We start from the raw sequence: 19,145 nt of genomic DNA on the forward strand, positions 1-19,145 counted from the left end.
AAATTAATTTTTATGTCATTGAAATAGTTACAAGTTCTAACTTAACGTTGTGCAACTATTCAGTTATTACTTCAAATTATACGGTTATCGGAGGTGAATTTCACAACATTTGAAAGCCAGCGATACAACGATTTTATAAAATTTAAGCGGCTTATAACCCAACATCATACTTCTTCTCATAATGCAAAAGACTACGCATCTCTACTTTCTGTTTCCTATAAATACTTAAATGATATTTGTAAAGAAATTGGACAAAAAACAGCTAAAGCTTTTTTAGATAGCTGGTTATTATTAGAGGTTAAAAGAAATATTTCTGAAAATAAATATACCTCCCAAGAGATTGCGTATAAGATGGGTTTTAAAGAGCCATCAAATTTTATTCGATTTTTTAAAAAACATACAGGAATTACTCCTAATCAATTTTCAAAAGAACTTACAAAAACCTCTTCGGTTACAGATTGACTATTTTAAAACATATATCGATAATTAAAAAATACTAACCTCAACAGATCTTTGTACTCATTAAAATTTTGAATAAAATGAATACAAATAAAACAATTTATTGGATTAGTACAGGATTATTATCAATGCTATTCATCATGGGAGCTATGATGTATATTTTTAATTACCCAAGAGCTGAAAGTTTTTTTATCAACTTAGGATTTCCTACATGGATCATTTATCCTCTAGCTTTTTTAAAAATCATAGCCCCTATAGTTATCCTAACAAGAAGATCACTTTTTCTTAAAGAATTAGCTTACGCTGGATTTCTATTCGATGCTATTCTTGCTTTTTTTGCACATTTGATGGTGTTAGATGGAGAATATTTATTTTCTATTCTCGCAACTATTTTTACCATTATATCTTGGATTTACGATAGAAAAGTTTTTGGAAATTATATCCAAGTAAACAGTGATGATTAAGAATGAATACTGAACTACAAACGAATACAAAAACTGTAATTCAAACTATAGAAAACCTAATTGCAGCAGGAACACAATTTGATATTGACACATTAGAGAGTCTCTATCACGGTAAACTTCAAGTTATTTTCATCAATACTAAAAATGAAAAAGTAATTTCAAATAAACAGCAATTCATCGCTTTATTTCAACAAAAGAAAGAAAATAATGAGGCTCCTTTAAATACTTGGAGTCAATTTCATCATACTGAAATAAAAGAGACAACAGCTCATATAATATTATCTAGAAAAGTTAATTTAACAGGCAAAGAAGAACATTTGGTGCTAAGTATTGATTTAGTTTATGAGGAAAACCGTTGGCAAATTATAAGAGAAATAATAGTAACACAATAAGCTTTATTTTAATAATACCATATTGAAGTTTCCTTGACTTTTAATTTTAACTCTTTTTAAAATCATCCAAAACGGGTGATTTTTTTAGCTTCCTTTTTAAATAATTTTATCATCAAATATTAATCAATTATTTAATTATGAAAAACAAAAGAAGTTTCCCAAAACAATTACTATTAATTATGACATTACTAATGATTCCTTTGAGTTTTATTAGTTGTTCTGATGACAATGACACATCTATTCCTTTGATTGCAGAAGATAATCTTCCAAACATTGAAAATGGTAGATTTGTTTTTGAAAATAGTGATCACTATGTCCAATTTGTCGAGGATTTATCAGCTATAAAACAGCTTTCTAAAGCTGAAAATTTTAAATCCTTAAGAAGTATCGTAAATGATAACGAAACAGGTTATGCTGATTTTATCTTAGATTTATACAATGAGAACAGAGAAATTCAAATTGGTTCAAATATTATTTACATAAAAAATTGGACACAATACCTCATCCCTAATCAAGATGAATCATTATTGCAGAGTATAAAAAGAAAGTTAACACAAAATCAGAAGATTCTCTCAAAAAATGTAACTGTTTTTAATATTGAAAAACAAAAAATACCATTACAAATTAATGAGAATGCTCAGGCTAAATGGTCGCATGCAAAGTACCAACATGAAGTGCATCATCCCAGTTATGCTCCAATGAAATTTGTATATGAGGCTTTCCTTAATAAAACGTATTATATGTCTGGGCCTTTCACTTTTGCATTAAGCATTGATACTGGCGTAAACTCTAAATATGAATGGAGACATGGCAAATATATTTGGAAGCCAGCTGGTGAAGTTATAATTAAAGAAGCTTTTGACGTAACTATTCAATTAACTAATACAGATACTGGTGCAAATATTTTTCAATCTGTTCCTTACCGAAAACAAGTTAGTAATACTGATATGATCATTAGAGCTCCTAAATTTAATGCCATTCCAGGAAATCTAAATTATAGGTTAGTAATTAAAGGTAGACTTAAATCCAAAGACCCAACCAAACCTGACACTTTGTTTTTTGAATATAGATTTGAATATGATCAAGAATGTGAATGGGTTGCTAATTTTGTAATCTAAAAGTTATAGAAAGCCATATTTCCCTTAAAATTCTTCAATAGAGTTTACTGTAGCAAACTCCTAAAAAATTTAAATCAAATTTATTTACACACTATTTAATTATGAAAAACAAAAGAAGTCTCTCAAAACAATTACTATTAATTATAACATTACTAATGATTCCTTTGAGTTTTATTAGTTGTTCTGACGACAATGATGTATCTGCATCATTAGCTCCTCAGAGTAGTTTTCCTAAAATTGAAAATGATCGCTTGGTTTTTGAGGATAAAGATCAATTTCAGTCTTTTCTAGACAACAACTCTCTAATGCTAGATTTAAAAAATTACTTAAAAGAAAAAGGGTTTCAAAAACTACAACAAAATGAAAAACTGCAAGAAAAAGGATATGCTGATTTTATTTTGAATTTATATAATTACAATGGAGAAATTATAATTGGCTCAGAGCTTATCTATATTAAAGATTGGGTACAATATGTTATTGACAAACAAGATACTAAACTACTTGAAAAAATTAAAAACAACAGCGAAACTAGTACTGTATCAAATTATAACAATGTAACAATTTATAATATTAAACAACAATCTTCTACAACAGAGATTGACGCTATTAAAAGAGGTTGGGTAGATGCAAAATATCAATACAACTTTGGAGATAATGGAACACCTGTAAAATTTGTTATTGAAGCTTTTGTTAATACTTATTATATGGGAGTTTTACGAGTTGATTATGGTATTCACATGAAGTATGAATGGTTGCATGGTAAACATTGGAGGCTTTCTGGTGATAATGTATATAAATCCATAACAGATTTTTCTATCATTGCTTGGGCAGGTACATCTATTGTTAAGAGATTTGAAAGAAGTTTTGCTTCTTTTGAAGGTACAGATACCTTTGCTCTTCGTGATTCTTTCTACACACTTCCTGCAAAACAAATACGTATTTATTTTAATGCTGAAGAAGCATTTATGGAAACGCGTCAGGCAGGAAAACCAAGAGTTAGCTATAAAATAGACGAACTTCGTTGGGTTTATTAAAGTTTCACTAAAAATTAAATGTATTAAAAAGCTCATAGTTTAAAACTATGAGCTTTTTAATATTTAGAAAATACTTTTTGTAATGAATATCGATTCATTATAACACATTAATAGTTACCACCAATCCTTCATTAGCTCTTACATTAAACACAGTATTGTCTTCAAAAATAAAATACTGTCCTTTTACTCCTACCAACGTTCCTGTATAACTTCCTTCCTTTTTAATATTTAAGCTTTTCGGCTTTTCTGGATATTTCTCTACAGGAAAATTAATTTTCGTTTCTTTATTATTTTCTATAAAATACTCTTGGGCTTCTTCTGGAATAAAACTATGCAAACGCTCTTGCCATTTACTCAAATCTTCATCTTCAATTTCATTTTTCAACATCTTACGCCAGTTAGTTTTATCGGCTACATGCTCTTTTAATGCAACTTCAGTAATTCCGGCTAAATAACGATTTGGTACTTCTACAATTTCTATAGCTTCGTGCGCACCTTGATCTATCCAACGTGTTGGTACTTGACTTTTACGTGTTACTCCAACTTTTACATTACTTGAATTTGCTAAATACACAATGTGAGGTTGCAATTGTACTTTCTTTTCATACTCTAAATCTCTATCCTCTTCATCTAAATGTGCCTTACTTAATTCAGGTCTCATAATCCAATCTCCAGCAGCTGGTGTCTCAAAAAAGCAGGATTTACAAAAGCCTTGACGGTAAATTTCTTTCTCTAAACCGCAATTCAAACATTCATAAGTAACAAAAGTCATTTCTATCTTTTTGTTAAGTAACTGATTTACATTTAAAAAATCAGTTTTCATATCTAAATAATACTGAACTGTATCTAAAAGTTCAGTTCTCATTTTTTTTAAAACGCCTGTGTATTGCATGTTATAAAATTTACTATTTTTAGCCAACAACAAACTTACAAATTCGAGGTTAAAAATGCCGTTCCAGTTTATAAATTCTATAATTTCTTGGTTTCTTAAAAAAAGAAAGCATCAAATCGAATTATTTTTAAAATATCCTGTTGATGTTCAACAAGAACTGTTACTAAAATTAATAACCACAGCTAAAAATACCGAATTTGGAAAAGCACAACAATTTTCTTCTATTGAAAGCTATGCTGATTTTGCGAAACGTGTTCCTATTCAGAAGTATGAAAGTATAGAACCTTTAATTGAACGTTGTAGAAAAGGTGAGCAAAATTTATTCTGGCCTACAAAAATTAAATGGTTTGCAAAATCTAGTGGTACAACGAATGCTAAAAGTAAATTTATTCCGGTTAGTGATGAAGCTTTAGAAGGTTGTCATTTTAAAGCAGGAAAAGACATGCTTTGCTTGTATATAAACAACAACGAAGATGCAAAGCTTTTTACTGGAAAAGGACTTCGTTTGGGAGGAAGTTCTGCTATCTATGAAGACAATGACACTCATTTTGGAGATCTTTCTGCAATCATTATAGAAAACATGCCTTTTTGGGCAGATTATAGTTCTGCTCCAAAACAAGAAGTTGCTTTGATGAGCGAATGGGAAACAAAAATGGACGCCATAATAGACGAAACTATTCATGAAAATATTACTAGTTTGGCTGGTGTTCCTTCTTGGATGTTAGTATTGTTGAATAAAGTTTTAGAGAAAACCGGAAAAGACAATATCTTGGAAGTATGGCCTAACTTAGAAGTCTATTTTCATGGTGGTGTAAACTTTAAACCTTATATAGAACAATACAAAAAACTTATTCCTAGCAAAGATTTTAAATACTACGAAACTTATAATGCTTCTGAAGGATTCTTTGCTATCCAAGACAGAAATCAGTCTGATGAATTGTTATTAATGTTAGACTACGGAATTTTTTATGAGTTTATTCCAATGAGTGAATATGATGGTGAAAATTCAAAAGCCATTCCACTTTCTGATGTAAAAGAAAATGTTAATTATGCTGTTGTAATTACAACCAACGGAGGCTTATGGAGATATTTAATTGGAGATACTGTTAAGTTTACTTGCACCGAACCTTATCGTGTAAAAATTACTGGACGTACCAAACACCACATTAATGTTTTTGGAGAAGAGTTAATTATTGAAAATGCTGAAGAGGCTTTAAAATCTGCTTGTAAAAAAACAGATGCCAGTATTAAAGATTATACGGTAGCTCCAATTTTTATGAATGGGAAAGAAAAAGGAGCGCATGAATGGGTTATTGAGTTTCATAACCAACCAAAAGATTTATCTTTCTTTACTGAAATGTTAGACGATGCTTTAAAAAATTGCAATTCCGATTATGAAGCAAAACGTTATAACAATATGACATTAAACATGCCTAAAGTGCATCAAGCTCGTTCTGGTTTATTTTACGACTGGCTCAAGAAAAAAGGCAAATTAGGAGGACAACATAAAGTTCCTAGATTATCTAACAAGCGTGAGTTCATTGAAGAACTAAATCAATTACAATAAAATTTGGATTCTTTTTTCTTACATAACGCTGATTTATTATTAGAAAACAAAGAAATTGCTGATGCTTTACAAGAAGTAGCGATTCCAAAATCGTTTAAAAAAGGAGATTTAATACATACCTCTAATGCTATTTGTAAGCACTTTTTCTTATTGCTTTCTGGAATTGCTCGGGTATTTTACTATCGAGACGGAAAAGATATTACAGTTCATATTGCACAAGAACAGGAAAGTATTACTGCTATTGATAGTTTTATTCAAAGAAAAAAAAGTAAGTATAGCATTGAAGCTCTAGAAGATATTGAATGCTTAGCCATTTCAAGAGAAGACTTAGAACGATTATCTGCAAAAAGTCATCAATTTGAACATTTTGGGCGTTTATTTTTAGAGAAAATCTATATAGACCTTGCAGAACGAATAGATAGTTTACTATTGCATACTTCTCATGAACGTTATGAAGATTTGCTTCAGAAAAAACCTGAATTATTCAATCGAGTACCTGCAAAACACATTGCTTCTTTCTTAGGCATGACTCCAGAAACATTTAGTAGAATTAGAGGAAAGTAAGTTCTTGACAATTGTCAATCATTACATTAGAAATAGTCGCTAATTTTCCCGTATTAATAGAAAAGTTATGATTATTGCTAAAAAACTAGATGTCTTTTATAAAGAAAATGGTATTCCTGAAAACGGTGGCGAAGATTTAGATTTTTTTGAATTAGATTTTAAATTCTTCTCTTTAAAAGTTCCTAATACTGAATTTCGTAAAAAAGTAATTCATATACACGACATAGAGCATGTGCTATTTGAATGTGATACTTCCTGGAAAGGAGAAAGTTTTATAGCTGGCTGGGAAATTGCCACTGGTATTTGGCGCTACTTTCCTATTAGTTTTCTTAGCTTATGGACCATGGGCTTTGCCTTTTTTCGCTATCCAAAAGAGATTTTAAAAGGATATAAAACAGGATTAAAATATCATGGTATTATCGACTTAGGAATTAGCAAATATGATTTATTACAACTACCTATAAAAACATTAGCACAAAAAATACAAAGAGAGCAACCACGTACTTTTAATAAAGTAACTTTTATACTTTGGATTGTACTTTCAGTTTCTTTTGTGCTATTCCCTTTTATTATTGTTCTACTTAGTCTTTGGTTTGTATTCGTATAGGAAGTTTATATTGCGTAGTTACTGGTATTCCTCTTTTTGTTGCTGGATATAAATTGGGTATGCTATCTACCATTTGCATTAAAATTTCAGAAAGTTCTGGTAAGTTTTCCTTTACATATTCAGAAGATGTTACATTCTCTACTACTATTTTTCCGTTCTGACTGATATTCAATACTAGAATAATTGTTTCATCTATATCTTCTTCACTAGAGAACACATATCTGCTTAGTCTTTTTGCAAACTTTTCTCTAATCTGCTTTCTAAAACAACCAGTTTTTTCTGCATCTAATAAATCTTCACATTCTTTAAAAGAAGGAGAAACATCTACCGTAGAAAAATCAACAATAGTATCTATTCCTGAATGACTTGCATTATTTTTCTCACCAGAAAAGTAATTACACGAAGTGCAAGTACTTAACCCAATCAAAAAACAAATCATTCTAATTTTCACTTTATGAGATTTTTAAAGTGAAAATATAAAAAATAGATTTACAACTTGTTTAAACTTTCTCAATTTGCTTAAAAATTGTTCTTTTTAACGCTATTTATGTCTTTTTTCTTTCTATTGAAACCTATACGACATTAAAAATCTTTACCTTCTTATCATTCTACAATTTCTCCTTTCAAGAAATATGACTTTTTAATTTCTTTTATTCTTTTTTTCACAAAAGCATCTATCTCAGGAACCTTATTTTCAAAACGATCTAAATATCGTTTGTACAAACGGAGTCCTATTTTTTTATCCTTGTAATAATTATCTGAAAGTTTTGCTAATTCATAAAGTGCTTTATAATTATTTGCATTTTCAGTTACAGCTATTTTATACTCTTCTATAGCTCTATTAGGCAATTTCATTTCTAGATAAACCTTTGCTAAACCTGTATGGGCTTTATCTCGCTTTTCTTTCCCCATATAACTTCCCATTGCAAAATTGTACATCGCAGATTTTATTTCTTTTTGTTTTAAATAAATTTCTCCTAAATAAATATAACTTTTAAAATCTTCATTGTTAATTTTTGTTGCTTTATGAAAGTGTTTTTTTGCATTATCGTACTGCTCCAATTTTAGGTATGTTTTTCCCAACATACTATTTGTATAATGTTCATTAGGAGCTATACTATCCAAATTCTTCAAAAGAAGTAAACTTTCATTATACTTTTTATCTAGAAAAAGCCTGTTGATTTTTAGCTTATTTAAATTCAAATGATTAGGACGTAATGCCAATCCTTTATTAATAAAAATTGAAGCAGAATCTTTATCTCGTAACTTGGTAAATGCTCTTGCTAATTTTTCTATAGCATTAAAATGTTGTGCATCTACATTATAAGCATCCAGAAAATTATCTACTCTCTTATATTTTTTTCCTAATGCAGTATTTGCAATACCAAGTTGATAATGAAAATTAGCATTGTTCTGATCTTCTTTTATTAATTTCTGTAATAAACCTTTTGCTTTTTTTGCTTCTCCTTTTTGTAAATACATTTTACTCAATGCATATTTTACCAAAAGATTTTCAGGATCAGTTTTTAGAATATCTTCATATACATGAATAGCCTCTGTTATTTTTTTATCCTTTCGTAAAGATTTACCTAACTTAACTTTTGTTTTATAATCGTCTTTAAACGTTAATGCTTGTTTAAAATAATTAGCTGCTTCTTTATGGTTATCTATAGCATCGTATAGAATTGCTATTTTATAGCTACTTTTAAATGTTGGAGATAGCGATTTTAATTCTGTTAACGCTGTATGATATCTTCCTACATCAATTAATTTATCTATTGATTTAAACTCTTCCTGAGCTTTTACATGAAATATCATTAATGTAAAAACAATAAGTACACTTTTTCTGATCATAATTTATTTTTTTATTTAGTTAACCAAGCAATTATATTTAATAACAATTTATAATTTTGAGAAGCTTCTGGAGCATTCATTCCTACTTTAAATTTATTTTTCCCTGCTAATTGTGCCGTAAACATTGCTGCTTCTCCAAATACAGCAACTTTTCCTTTTTTAAATTTCATTACAGCTCCTTGTGACATATTCTTAGCTGGAAATCGTTTTGTTTTTTCAGAAAAGCGCCACATTGTATCTGGTAAAAAGACAACTAAATTTTCATTCGTTTTTAAAATAGAAGTTGCTTTATTAGGAATTTTAAATGCTTGACCAGTGAACGTTCTGATGCTTGTAATTTTCTCACTTTTATCATCCCCATTTATAACTTCATGAACTCCTAATTCGTTTTCTTCTTCTGTATAATCAAATATACCTCTGTTACGTTTATCGAATAAAAAGCTATCATAAAAAGTAAATCCAAAAGCATCGCCTAGTTTTTTACTCGCTCCAGCAAAAGGCATATGGTCTGCTATTAAAAATAGTGCACCTCCTTGTGCTACCCAGTTTTTAATGTTTTGAATTTCTTTATTTGTAAAAGCACTCTCAGTAGGAGTAACAAATGGAGATTTACTATTGGCTGATAAAGCATTAGAAATAACTAAAACTTTTACATCTTTTAAATTCTTTTCTGTAAAAGGATTTTCAAAAGCTTTTACAGAATAACCTGCTTTTTTTAAAACGTTAGCAAATGGTTTGAATCTATTATCAATTCTATGAAAGTTATTGTGTGCATGATCTACATAAATTACTCCTTCATATTTGTTTGTAATCTCTGGAGCGAATTCGAGATCTGGAACTTGCTGTGAATACAATATATCTATAACAAAACACAGCATTAATATATGTAAATACTTCATTTTCATTTCATTTTAAAAAGTACACTATAGGCTGCATTAAAAGCTGAAGGTTAACCTTCAGCTTTTAATCACAGCATTATAATCAAGCTTATAAAAACTCTTTCTTTCATTTATTTTAATTAATTCACTTCAAATGTGATAGGTAATACATACCCTACTTTTACAATCTTCCCATCTTTTTCTCCTGGTGTCATTTGCGGAAGCTTTTCTATCATTTCTTTTACATGTTCTTTTAATTTAGGGTGTGGTGCCCTTACCTTAATATTTACAACGTTTCCTTCTTTGTCAATTCTAAATTGTGCATAAATTCTCTTTTTTCCAGGCTCTAATCCTAATGTATTTGCAATTTTTGAATCAAAATTATCTTGTACAAAATCGGCCATATTTCTATTGAAACTGTCTTTTCCTGTACCTTTTCCTATAAAAGCTGGTGGATTATCTAGCACTGAAAATGGAACCAACCCTTCTTCAGCATACGCTTTTTTTGTTTTCTTAATGATTTCCTTCATATCGATAAACACCACTTTTCTATCATTCTCTCCTTCAAAAATTCGTAATTTGAATGTATCGCCTACTACTTTAAAAGTACTTTTTATCTTAGAAAAATCTTTTTGCTCTTGCTCTGATAATTCATCAAAGCTATATTCTCTAGTAGTTGGTACTTCTTTTCCATAAAGAACATCTACACTTCCTTTTGCCTTAAAAATTGGTGGCGGTGGTGGATTTTTTCCTTCACTTACTTTTTCTTGCTGGTTTATAGAAGGTTCATTTTCTGAACATGCTGTATACAACAACATGCTTGCTAATACCGGTACTAATAATAGATACTTTAATTGCTGTACTTTTTTTGATTGTTTTTTTGTCATCATAATTATTCTCTTTTTAAGTAGCGAACTTTTATAAAATTGATTGATGAATGCTATTTGCTCTACTTGAAATGCTTCAGAAAGCAAACTATTAATGTATGTGTTCTTTTCAGTAGTTTTACTTGCTACTGCGTCAGATAAAAATTCATGTACTAACGAAATACGTTTTTGAAAAACCCAAATCATTGGATTAAACCACATTACCACTTTTAAAAATTCAAAAAACAGTAAGTCTAGCGTGTGTTTTTGCTTACTATGAACTAACTCGTGTGTAATTATTTTTTCTCTTTGTTTTTCCTCTATTTTATCTCCTAAAAAAATGTAGTTAAAGAAAGAAAATGCTTTTGTACTATTGGGTAACGATACTAAGTTATAGTCTGAAAATCTTGTTACTTTATTTTTATAAACAATTGAAAATATCTTAACTAATTTATACAGTAATATTGCTACAAAAAAGGACGCCCCAATCCAAAATAATACATCTAAGTAATTTATAGATTGATACCATTTTTGTTGTTCTATAACTGTTTGTGGAGAAAGCACAATTTCTGGTAAAATGATATTGTATTCTTCTGTTACTACTTTTTGTATCGTTGGAATTTTAATAAGCGGTAATACAAAAGATAGTATTATTGTAATGAGTAAGTAAAATCTATTTTTAGAAAAGAAAGTTTCTTTACTTAAAAACAGGTCGTAAATTCCTAAAAACAGTACTTGGAATAATATAACTTGAATAATATACGTAAGCATTATTTCTCTTTTTTAGTTTTTTCTACTTCTTTTAAAATACTTTCCAACTCTTTAATGTCTAATTTGTTTTCTTTCATAAAAAAAGACACCATACTTCTAAAAGATCCCTCGAAATAACCATTCATTAGTTTATGCAAGCTTTGGTTACTATAAGCTGTTTTTTCTATAATTGGATAATACACGTATCCTCTTCCTTTCGCTCTATGGGCAACAAATTCTTTTGTCTCTAAAATTCTTATAATAGTAGAAACAGTATTATACGCTGGCTTTGGATTAGGTAACTCTGCTATTACCTCTTTTACAGAAGCTTCATTTAATTCCCATAATACTTGCATTATTTGCTCTTCGGCCTTTGTTAATTGTTTACTCATAGTTTTGATATTTTACCTTGCCACATTGTGCAAATTGTTCTTTTCTTTTTAGGTTTATAGAAAGTTTATCTATATTCTCTGCTAATAATTTTCTATAACTTTCCTTAACCTCATCTGAAATATCAGGATTTTTTATATTGACTAAAAAATGATCGATATTTCCGTTTTTATCAAAATAAATTTTATTAACAACAGTAATGGTAGGTTTTGCAACTTCCCAAGAAAACTTGTTTGTTTGTAAAATCGTATTTACTTTTTCATGAAAACCTCTCCACGAATTAACTACCTCTGTATACTGTTCCTTTGTTGAAAAGTCAGGATTTAATAGATTTTGATACGTTGCATCTAAATCTAACTTTTTAAATTTCTCAAAAGCAGTTTTGTCATGTACACTTGTTACCTGCATATCAGTTTGATTACACGCACACAAACCAACACATACATATATATAGAATACCATCTTTTTCATTTCAAAAACATTTATTTATTGTTCGCTTCTACAAATATAACTAAAAAATTAGTTTAAACTAATTTTTTAGTTATAAAATCAATTCATTAATAATAAACCCTTTACAGAAGTACCATTAAACCTAGAAAATCCTTGAATTGATTTTTTGACATTGTAACAAAGGACACATACAATCGTCCTATCATTAAATAAATTGTTAGTATTCTATGGATATATTCTTAACCTTATTAGGTTTTATTTTTGTTTTTTTAGGCATCGTAGGTTCTTTTCTTCCAATTTTACCAGGCCCTATAACTGGTTGGATAGGCCTACTTTTATTACATCTTACAAAAGCAGTTCCTCAAAATTGGACATTCTTAGGAATCACTCTTTTTATAGCTTTACTTATTTTTATACTTGATTATTTTATTCCTGCCATGGGAACCAAAAAGTTTGGTGGCACAAAATATGGCGCTTATGGTACTACAATTGGATTAATCATTGGACTCTTCTCTCCTATTCCTTTTGGAATTCTAATCGGTGCTTTTTTAGGAGCTCTTATTGGTGAATTATTATATGACAGTAAAGATACTAATAGAGCCATTAAAGCTTCTTTTGGTGCCTTCTTAGGTTTTTTAGCATCTGTAACTATTAAATTTTCTGTAGCAGCTGTATTTTTTGTGCTGTTTCTAATAAAAGTTTGGGAATATAAAAGCAGTATATTTTAAAATGAAATAGGCATAAAATAAAAAAGCATCCCGTTAGGGAAGCTTTCCATTGGTTAACAAAACCTAGGCAATTTCTTGCCATACAACACAACTAAACGCTGTTTTTAAAATTAAACAGCCTGCAAATATAACAACTTTTAAAATACCTCCAAACAAAAAAATACTTTTTTTTAATAAAAATTTATTCCCTAAGTGTCAAAAAGAATAAAAACTGTGTGTTTATAGCTTTAATCTTTCTTCTTTTCAACGTTACTCTATATTGTTTAATTCTTCAATTGATTGTATCTTTGCGCCTTTAATTTCAAACACATAAAAAGAATATCAATGCAATTATCAGAACAAGAGATTGTACGTAGAGAAAAGCTTACAAAATTACGTGAGCTAGGAATCAACCCTTATCCAGCTAACTTATTTCCATTAGATGCTAATTCCAAACAGATTAAAGAGAAATATGTTGAAGGTAAGAAGGTAGTTATTGCTGGTAGATTAATGTCTCGTCGTATACAAGGTAAAGCCTCTTTTGCTGAATTGCAAGATAGTGAAGGAAGAGTACAAGTATATTTTAATCGTGATGAAATTTGTACTGGTGAAGACAAGACTTTATATAATGAAGTATACAAAAAACTTTTAGATATAGGTGATTTTGTAGGGATTGAAGGAGAATTATTTAAAACACAAGTTGGTGAAATTACTGTAATGGTTAAAGGTTTTACTTTACTAAGTAAATCGTTAAAACCATTACCGCAACCTAGAACTGATGAAAACGGGAAAATATATGATGCTTTTTCTGATCCAGAATTACGTTACCGTCAACGTTATGTTGACTTAGTTGTAAATCCACATGTAAAAGAAGTGTTTGTAAAAAGAACGAAACTTTTTAATGCGATGCGTCAATTCTTTAATGATGCTGGGTATTTTGAAGTAGAAACTCCAATCTTACAACCTATTCCTGGTGGTGCAGCTGCTAGACCATTCATAACGCATCACAACTCTTTAGATATTCCATTATATATGAGAATTGCTAACGAATTATACTTAAAAAGATTAATTGTTGGTGGTTTTGATGGTGTGTATGAGTTTTCTAAAAACTTCCGTAATGAAGGAATGGATAGAACTCACAATCCAGAATTTACTGCAATGGAAATTTATGTTGCATATAAGGATTACAACTGGATGATGGAGTTTACTGAAACCTTATTAGAACATTGTGCTATTGCTGTAAACGGAACAACCAAAGCTACTTTTGGAGAACATGAAGTGGATTTTAAAGCGCCTTATGCTCGTGTAACAATGGCTGATTCTATTAAGCACTTTACTGGTTTCGATATTATAGGAAAGACTGAAGAAGAATTATTCGAAGCAGCTAAAGACATGGGAATAGAAGTAGATAAAACCATGGGTAAAGGAAAATTAATTGATGAGATTTTTGGTGAAAAATGTGAAGGAAATTATATCCAGCCTACATTTATTACTGATTACCCGAAAGAAATGTCTCCTTTAACTAAAGAACACAGAGATAATCCTGAGTTAACTGAACGTTTTGAATTAATGGTTTGTGGTAAAGAAATCGCCAATGCTTATTCAGAGTTAAACGACCCAATAGATCAACGTGAACGTTTTGAAGCACAATTAAAATTAGCAGATCGTGGAGATGATGAAGCAATGTTTATTGATCAGGACTTTTTACGTGCTTTAGAATATGGAATGCCTCCTACTTCTGGTTTAGGAATTGGAATGGATCGTTTAATTATGTATTTAACAAACAATCCTTCTATTCAGGAAGTATTATTCTTCCCACAAATGAAACCAGAACGTGCTGCTCCTACTGTAGAATTAAACGATGATGAAAAAGCTGTTTTAGTTTTACTAGAGAAAGCTGAAACAATTGCTTTAAATGAATTAAAGACTCAATCTGGTTTAAGTAACAAAAAGTGGGATAAAACAATTAAAGGTTTAACAAAAAATAAACTAGCTGCTGTTACTAAAAACGATGATGGTTTATTTGTTAGCCTAACATAAAGTTTATAAAAAGAAACTGCTTTAAAAAGTAGTTTTCTAAAAATATAACGTCACTTCATAAAAGTATCATTCTTTTAATTTGAAGTGGCGTTTTTAATTATTGTCATTATTCATTTCTTTTCCAAAAACCTTTATAAACCTCATTATCTTACACTTAACCCATCTATATAAATACTCAGTTAATCTCTTAGCTAATTCTTAGAATTCTTTATTTTTTTTCTGCAATTTTTCAATATTAATTCTACGTTGTTTTAATGTTAACAATATCAATATTTCGTTAAAAAATCGACTTTTATATTGTTAAAATTGTAAAAAAAAATTATTTTAGTTGCCCCTAATCCCTAAAAACTTAAACTTTTGAAATTTAAATTAATATTCCCCGCCCTATTAATTAGTCTAAGTTCATTATCTCAGCAAGCCAATACATGTGAAACCTCAGAAAGTGATCCTGTTTTAGATTTAAACAGTATTACTAAATGTGTTATTGAGAAAGACAAAGACAAAAAGAAAGGCAAAAAAGTATCTTTTGAAGTTACAAGTAGAAAAAGAGTAAGAAGAAAGAGAAACATGGCGACTAGTGCTGGTTTATCTTCTGGCTACCAACAAAAGGTTACTCAAGTAAAACAAAAAACCAATTTAATTAACAACCTGTCTCTAAAGAAAGAGAGTAAAAATGGTGTTGTTTCTTTTTATAAAGCAGACCAAATTCCTTTATTTAAAGAGTGTGAACAAGAAGCATTACTTGCACAGGAAAAATGTTTTAGAAGACTTATGTCTCACCATATCCAAACAAATTTCCAATATCCTGCCGAAGCATACAAAGCTGGAGTACAAGGAAGAGTTATGGTGAACTTTATTATCGATAAAAAAGGAAATACTGTAATTAATAATACATTATTCCCTTATAAAGGAGAGTTATTAAGAGAGGAAGCAAAAAGAATTGTAGATGAGTTACCTAGATTTGTCCCTGGAAAACACTTAGGAACACCTATTGATGTTCAATATAGTTTACAAATTAAGTTTAAAATCCCTGGGGTAGAGAGAACTAACATTAGACCTAAAACTAAAGTAAAAACAGGAAAAATTTTCACTTTTAGTGAAGTAACACAAATTCCTTCTTTCCCAAAATGTAAGAAGAATAATGATGCAACAACAGATTGTTTTATTGAACAATTACAAAAACATGTACAAGAAAACTTTGCTTATCCAGTAGACGCAATTAACGCAGATATTCAAGGAACTGTAAATGTTAGTTTTGTAATCAATAGTTTTGGTCAAATTGTTAATTTAAAAGCGAAAGGACCGGAAAATGGTGAAATTTTAGAAGTAGCAGCTAAGAGACTTATCGAGAAGTTACCAGATTTTAAACCTGCTTTAAAAGATAATGTTACTGTAGATGTTTCTTACGAATTTCCAATCCGATTCACATTAAACTAATACATATTACTTATTAAAATATTTTAGAAAAGCTGTAGGAAATCCTACAGCTTTTTCTTTTTAAGATTTTTTTCATAACTTTAAAATGTTATGAAAAAGTTATTTAGGTACACACCTACCTGTTTTTTGCTATGTCTTATTTTAGGTATTTACATTCAATTCTATCTAAATATCTGGAAATTTAGTTTTCTTTTATTAATAGGATTATTGAATGGACTTCTCTGTATATTAATAATTACTCAAGTATTACAAAAAAGAACAGTTTATACAATTACCACTTATATTCTTTTTGTGTTCTTAGGCATTAGTACTACTTATATTACCAATTCAAAAAACTACGTAAATCATTATATTAAGACACTAAAGGATCACCCTACAGTGTTACTTGAAATAAGTAGCGTTTTAAAATCTAACTCTTATTATAATCGATACAAAGCTGATGTTCTGCAGTTAGATCAACAAAAAGCTACAGGTAGAGTAATTCTTAATATTCGAAAAGACTCTTTGGCACCAAAATTAACTCCTAATACAATCTTATTAACTCCATCAAATCTAAAAGAAATTAATTCACCTTTAAATCCACATCAATTTGATTATCGGAAATACCTACTAACACAAGGGATATATCATCAAATTTTCACAAACTCAAAAAACGTACAGCTCATATCAAATAGCAAAAATTCGATAAGAGGAATAGCTTATAAAATAAGAAGTAAAATTCAGAGATCTTTAGAGAAACACTTCTCACAAAATGAATTTGCTGTAATTAATGCTTTATTATTGGGGCAACGTGATGAAATTTCAAAAGATTTACTAGAGAGCTACACAAAAGCTGGTGCCATTCATATTCTAGCCATATCAGGATTACACATTGGAATTTTAGCTTTCTTTTTAAGTTTTTTACTTACGCCTATTGAACGTTTACCTTACGGAAAAGTTATAAAATCTGTATTACTTATCGTTCTCCTGAGTTCTTTTGCTATCCTTACAGGATTATCTGCTTCGGTAGTTAGAGCTGTTACAATGTTTTCCTTTATGATTATTGGAATGAATATGAATCAGCAACAGCCCATTGAACATTCGTTAATCGCTTCTATGTTCTTTTTACTATTAATACATCCAATGTTTTTATTTAGCGTGGGTTTTCAATTGAGTTATCTTGCTGTGTTTAGTATTGTTTGGATTCAACCTTTATTATACTCCTTATGGAAACCTAAATACTGGCTGATTGACAAAACATGGCAATTAAGTACAGTTTCTATTGCTGCACAGCTTGGAGTATTGCCTATAAGCTTATATTACTTCCATCAATTTCCAAGCTTATTTTTACTTTCTAATTTGCTTATCATTCCTTTCCTTGGTTTCATCTTATTTGGAGGTATTTTAATCGCTGTGCTTGCCTTACTAAATGTACTTCCAAACATTTTAGCCATATGCTACGGAAAAATTATTGCTTTTATGAACGCGATTATAATATGGATTTCCAAACAGGAGGTATTTGTACTTACTGAAATTTCTATGTCTTACGTAGAGCTCTTCCTTTGGTACATTATATTAGTTGTATCATTTCAATTTATAAAGAAAGCTACTGTAAAACGACTAATTTTTGTATTGTCTTCTATTTTCATTCTACAAATTACTTTAGTCATTCAAAAGTATACTAAAAATCAGAAGAATGAGTTCATCATATTTCACAAGAATAAAAGTTCTCTTACTGGTATACGAAAAGGACAAATTTTACAATTATTTCCTAATTTAGATAGTAGTTCTACTAGTAAAAACCAAATAATATCTTCTTATATACAAAAAGAGAATATAAAGCTAGACACACTAAATAAAAGACCTGCGATTCTCCATCTAAACAAGCAGTATATTTTATTCATAGACAGTTTAGGAGTATATCCTAAGAAAGGACTTAAAAATAGTATTGTTGTTTTAGAGCATTCTCCAAAGATTAATTTAAATCGTTTGATTAAAAATATACAACCTCAATTAATTATTGCTAATGGAACTAATTATAAAAGTTATATCAACCGATGGAAAGAAACTTGTAAAAAACAAAAAACACCATTTTACCACACAGGGCAAAATGGCGCTTATAGATTGTTATATTAGATAGCTTTATAAAGCGCTCTTGAAGTTTTTCTCAAAATCTTTCCATGGAGTACTTTTATATGCATCTCCACTAAAGTATGCTAAAATTTTTTCAAAATTTTCTTTAGTTTGGTATCCAGGAACAGCTTGCACTAATTGCTCATCTTTATTAAAAAAAGCGGTAGTTGGATAACTCATTTTTCCATTTAAAATAGCCGCTGCTAACTCATGGTATTTACTTCTTCCTTTCTGCACAAACTTGAATGTTTTTCCTTTAAAAGTAATATCTTTTTTTCCTTCTCCATCCATTTTAACTGCATAGTAATTATCGTTTATAAACTTTACAATTACTTCGTTTTTATAAGTAGTTGCATCCATACGCTTACACCAACCACACCAATCTGTATATAAATCTATTAAAATTGGTTTAGGGTTCTTTTTATTCAGCTCTAAAGCTTCTTCAAATGATACCCAATTTACTTCCTGCGCTTTTGCTGTTAATGCTGTTATAGCGAAAACAGCTACTAAAAAAATATTTCTCATAATCAGTATGTCTCAATAAGTATTCCAAATTTACAAAAA

Annotated in this window: 20 protein-coding genes; 12 read left to right on the forward strand and 8 right to left on the reverse strand. The window is 29.4% G+C overall.

The features are described from left to right. The first annotated feature begins 93 nt into the window (after positions 1 to 93). From ACKTTC_RS17195 to ACKTTC_RS17215, 5 genes are all read left to right on the forward strand, one after another. Positions 94 to 462, forward strand: a complete 369-nt coding sequence (locus tag ACKTTC_RS17195; protein ID WP_408041092.1) for a helix-turn-helix domain-containing protein — start codon at positions 94 to 96, stop codon at positions 460 to 462. 77 nt (positions 463 to 539) lie between these two features. Continuing rightward, on the forward strand, positions 540 to 923 hold the full coding sequence (locus ACKTTC_RS17200; RefSeq protein WP_408041093.1) for a DoxX family protein: 384 nt from the start codon (positions 540 to 542) through the stop codon (positions 921 to 923). A 2-nt stretch (positions 924 to 925) separates the two neighbouring features. Next, positions 926 to 1,315: a nuclear transport factor 2 family protein gene (locus ACKTTC_RS17205; RefSeq protein WP_408041094.1), complete on the forward strand. Its 390-nt coding sequence runs from the start codon at positions 926 to 928 to the stop codon at positions 1,313 to 1,315. 137 nt (positions 1,316 to 1,452) lie between these two features. Then, on the forward strand, positions 1,453 to 2,433 hold the full coding sequence (locus tag ACKTTC_RS17210) for a hypothetical protein (RefSeq protein WP_408041095.1): 981 nt from the start codon (positions 1,453 to 1,455) through the stop codon (positions 2,431 to 2,433). A gap of 101 nt (positions 2,434 to 2,534) precedes the next feature. Further along, positions 2,535 to 3,467: a hypothetical protein gene (locus ACKTTC_RS17215; RefSeq protein WP_408041096.1), complete on the forward strand. Its 933-nt coding sequence runs from the start codon at positions 2,535 to 2,537 to the stop codon at positions 3,465 to 3,467. A gap of 97 nt (positions 3,468 to 3,564) precedes the next feature. Here the strand turns inward: ACKTTC_RS17215 and ACKTTC_RS17220 are convergent, their stop codons facing one another. Next, positions 3,565 to 4,359: a DUF2797 domain-containing protein gene (locus ACKTTC_RS17220; protein WP_408041097.1), complete on the reverse strand. Its 795-nt coding sequence runs from the start codon at positions 4,357 to 4,359 to the stop codon at positions 3,565 to 3,567. Between the two features lie 55 nt (positions 4,360 to 4,414). On the opposite strand from ACKTTC_RS17220, the gene ACKTTC_RS17225 reads away from it, so the two are divergent. From ACKTTC_RS17225 to ACKTTC_RS17235, 3 genes are all read left to right on the forward strand, one after another. Next, positions 4,415 to 5,926, forward strand: coding sequence for a GH3 auxin-responsive promoter family protein (locus ACKTTC_RS17225; RefSeq protein ID WP_408041098.1), 1,512 nt, complete (start codon positions 4,415 to 4,417; stop codon positions 5,924 to 5,926). 3 nt (positions 5,927 to 5,929) lie between these two features. Further along, positions 5,930 to 6,490, forward strand: a complete 561-nt coding sequence (locus ACKTTC_RS17230) for a Crp/Fnr family transcriptional regulator (protein WP_408041099.1) — start codon at positions 5,930 to 5,932, stop codon at positions 6,488 to 6,490. Positions 6,491 to 6,557: 67 nt separating this feature from the next. After that, positions 6,558 to 7,097: a hypothetical protein gene (locus ACKTTC_RS17235; protein WP_408041100.1), complete on the forward strand. Its 540-nt coding sequence runs from the start codon at positions 6,558 to 6,560 to the stop codon at positions 7,095 to 7,097. Here the strand turns inward: ACKTTC_RS17235 and ACKTTC_RS17240 are convergent. The 6 genes from ACKTTC_RS17240 to ACKTTC_RS17265 all read right to left on the reverse strand — a co-directional run bounded on the left by ACKTTC_RS17240 (position 7,072) and on the right by ACKTTC_RS17265 (position 12,306). After that, positions 7,072 to 7,536, reverse strand: coding sequence for a hypothetical protein (locus ACKTTC_RS17240; protein WP_408041101.1), 465 nt, complete (start codon positions 7,534 to 7,536; stop codon positions 7,072 to 7,074). The genes ACKTTC_RS17235 and ACKTTC_RS17240 overlap by 26 nt on opposite strands. A gap of 164 nt (positions 7,537 to 7,700) precedes the next feature. Next, positions 7,701 to 8,951: a tetratricopeptide repeat protein gene (locus ACKTTC_RS17245; RefSeq protein WP_408041102.1), complete on the reverse strand. Its 1,251-nt coding sequence runs from the start codon at positions 8,949 to 8,951 to the stop codon at positions 7,701 to 7,703. A gap of 11 nt (positions 8,952 to 8,962) precedes the next feature. Then, complete coding sequence (locus ACKTTC_RS17250) at positions 8,963 to 9,850, reverse strand: hypothetical protein (protein ID WP_408041103.1); 888 nt, start codon at positions 9,848 to 9,850, stop codon at positions 8,963 to 8,965. Between the two features lie 119 nt (positions 9,851 to 9,969). Further along, complete coding sequence (locus ACKTTC_RS17255) at positions 9,970 to 11,466, reverse strand: M56 family metallopeptidase (RefSeq protein WP_408041104.1); 1,497 nt, start codon at positions 11,464 to 11,466, stop codon at positions 9,970 to 9,972. Further along, on the reverse strand, positions 11,466 to 11,837 hold the full coding sequence (locus ACKTTC_RS17260) for a BlaI/MecI/CopY family transcriptional regulator (RefSeq protein ID WP_408041105.1): 372 nt from the start codon (positions 11,835 to 11,837) through the stop codon (positions 11,466 to 11,468). Before ACKTTC_RS17260 ends, ACKTTC_RS17255 begins: the two co-directional genes overlap by 1 nt. Next, a complete protein-coding gene (locus ACKTTC_RS17265; RefSeq protein WP_408041106.1) occupies positions 11,830 to 12,306 on the reverse strand; it encodes a hypothetical protein in 477 nt (158 codons plus the stop codon). The genes ACKTTC_RS17260 and ACKTTC_RS17265 overlap by 8 nt, the downstream gene beginning before the upstream one ends. 206 nt (positions 12,307 to 12,512) lie before the next feature. Here ACKTTC_RS17265 and ACKTTC_RS17270 point away from each other — a divergent pair, with 206 nt between their 5' ends. The 4 genes from ACKTTC_RS17270 to ACKTTC_RS17285 all read left to right on the forward strand — a co-directional run bounded on the left by ACKTTC_RS17270 (position 12,513) and on the right by ACKTTC_RS17285 (position 18,584). Continuing rightward, positions 12,513 to 13,013 (forward strand): DUF456 domain-containing protein, encoded by a 501-nt coding sequence (locus tag ACKTTC_RS17270; protein WP_408041107.1) that lies wholly within the window; start codon positions 12,513 to 12,515, stop codon positions 13,011 to 13,013. Between the two features lie 324 nt (positions 13,014 to 13,337). After that, on the forward strand, positions 13,338 to 15,032 hold the full coding sequence (gene lysS, locus ACKTTC_RS17275) for a lysine--tRNA ligase (RefSeq protein ID WP_408041108.1): 1,695 nt from the start codon (positions 13,338 to 13,340) through the stop codon (positions 15,030 to 15,032). A gap of 357 nt (positions 15,033 to 15,389) precedes the next feature. Then, positions 15,390 to 16,469, forward strand: a complete 1,080-nt coding sequence (locus ACKTTC_RS17280; protein ID WP_408041109.1) for an energy transducer TonB — start codon at positions 15,390 to 15,392, stop codon at positions 16,467 to 16,469. A 90-nt stretch (positions 16,470 to 16,559) separates the two neighbouring features. Continuing rightward, entirely contained in the window at positions 16,560 to 18,584 is a 2,025-nt protein-coding gene (locus tag ACKTTC_RS17285) for a ComEC/Rec2 family competence protein (protein ID WP_408041110.1), read from the forward strand. 6 nt (positions 18,585 to 18,590) lie between these two features. Here ACKTTC_RS17285 and ACKTTC_RS17290 read toward each other — a convergent pair whose 3' ends face one another. Beyond that, positions 18,591 to 19,106 carry a thioredoxin family protein gene (locus ACKTTC_RS17290; RefSeq protein ID WP_408041111.1) on the reverse strand — a complete coding sequence of 172 codons (516 nt, stop codon included), beginning with the start codon at positions 19,104 to 19,106 and terminating at the stop codon, positions 18,591 to 18,593. Positions 19,107 to 19,145 lie beyond the last annotated feature (39 nt).

This window comes from Tenacibaculum amylolyticum (assembly GCF_964511145.1).
GTDB classification, from domain to species: Bacteria; Bacteroidota; Bacteroidia; order Flavobacteriales; family Flavobacteriaceae; genus Polaribacter; species Polaribacter amylolyticum.

Coding starts and splice junctions, on each gene's coding strand:
- ACKTTC_RS17200 (WP_408041093.1), top strand. CDS start 540: ATGAATACAAATAAAACAATTTATTGGATTAGTACAGGATTATTATCA.
- ACKTTC_RS17205 (WP_408041094.1), top strand. CDS start 926: ATGAATACTGAACTACAAACGAATACAAAAACTGTAATTCAAACTATA.
- ACKTTC_RS17210 (WP_408041095.1), top strand. CDS start 1,453: ATGAAAAACAAAAGAAGTTTCCCAAAACAATTACTATTAATTATGACA.
- ACKTTC_RS17215 (WP_408041096.1), top strand. CDS start 2,535: ATGAAAAACAAAAGAAGTCTCTCAAAACAATTACTATTAATTATAACA.
- ACKTTC_RS17220 (WP_408041097.1), bottom strand. CDS start 4,359: ATGCAATACACAGGCGTTTTAAAAAAAATGAGAACTGAACTTTTAGAT.
- ACKTTC_RS17225 (WP_408041098.1), top strand. CDS start 4,415: ATGCCGTTCCAGTTTATAAATTCTATAATTTCTTGGTTTCTTAAAAAA.
- ACKTTC_RS17235 (WP_408041100.1), top strand. CDS start 6,558: ATGATTATTGCTAAAAAACTAGATGTCTTTTATAAAGAAAATGGTATT.
- ACKTTC_RS17240 (WP_408041101.1), bottom strand. CDS start 7,536: ATGATTTGTTTTTTGATTGGGTTAAGTACTTGCACTTCGTGTAATTAC.
- ACKTTC_RS17245 (WP_408041102.1), bottom strand. CDS start 8,951: ATGATCAGAAAAAGTGTACTTATTGTTTTTACATTAATGATATTTCAT.
- ACKTTC_RS17250 (WP_408041103.1), bottom strand. CDS start 9,850: ATGAAGTATTTACATATATTAATGCTGTGTTTTGTTATAGATATATTG.
- ACKTTC_RS17255 (WP_408041104.1), bottom strand. CDS start 11,466: ATGCTTACGTATATTATTCAAGTTATATTATTCCAAGTACTGTTTTTA.
- ACKTTC_RS17260 (WP_408041105.1), bottom strand. CDS start 11,837: ATGAGTAAACAATTAACAAAGGCCGAAGAGCAAATAATGCAAGTATTA.
- ACKTTC_RS17265 (WP_408041106.1), bottom strand. CDS start 12,306: ATGAAAAAGATGGTATTCTATATATATGTATGTGTTGGTTTGTGTGCG.
- ACKTTC_RS17270 (WP_408041107.1), top strand. CDS start 12,513: ATGGATATATTCTTAACCTTATTAGGTTTTATTTTTGTTTTTTTAGGC.
- lysS (WP_408041108.1), top strand. CDS start 13,338: ATGCAATTATCAGAACAAGAGATTGTACGTAGAGAAAAGCTTACAAAA.
- ACKTTC_RS17285 (WP_408041110.1), top strand. CDS start 16,560: ATGAAAAAGTTATTTAGGTACACACCTACCTGTTTTTTGCTATGTCTT.
- ACKTTC_RS17290 (WP_408041111.1), bottom strand. CDS start 19,106: ATGAGAAATATTTTTTTAGTAGCTGTTTTCGCTATAACAGCATTAACA.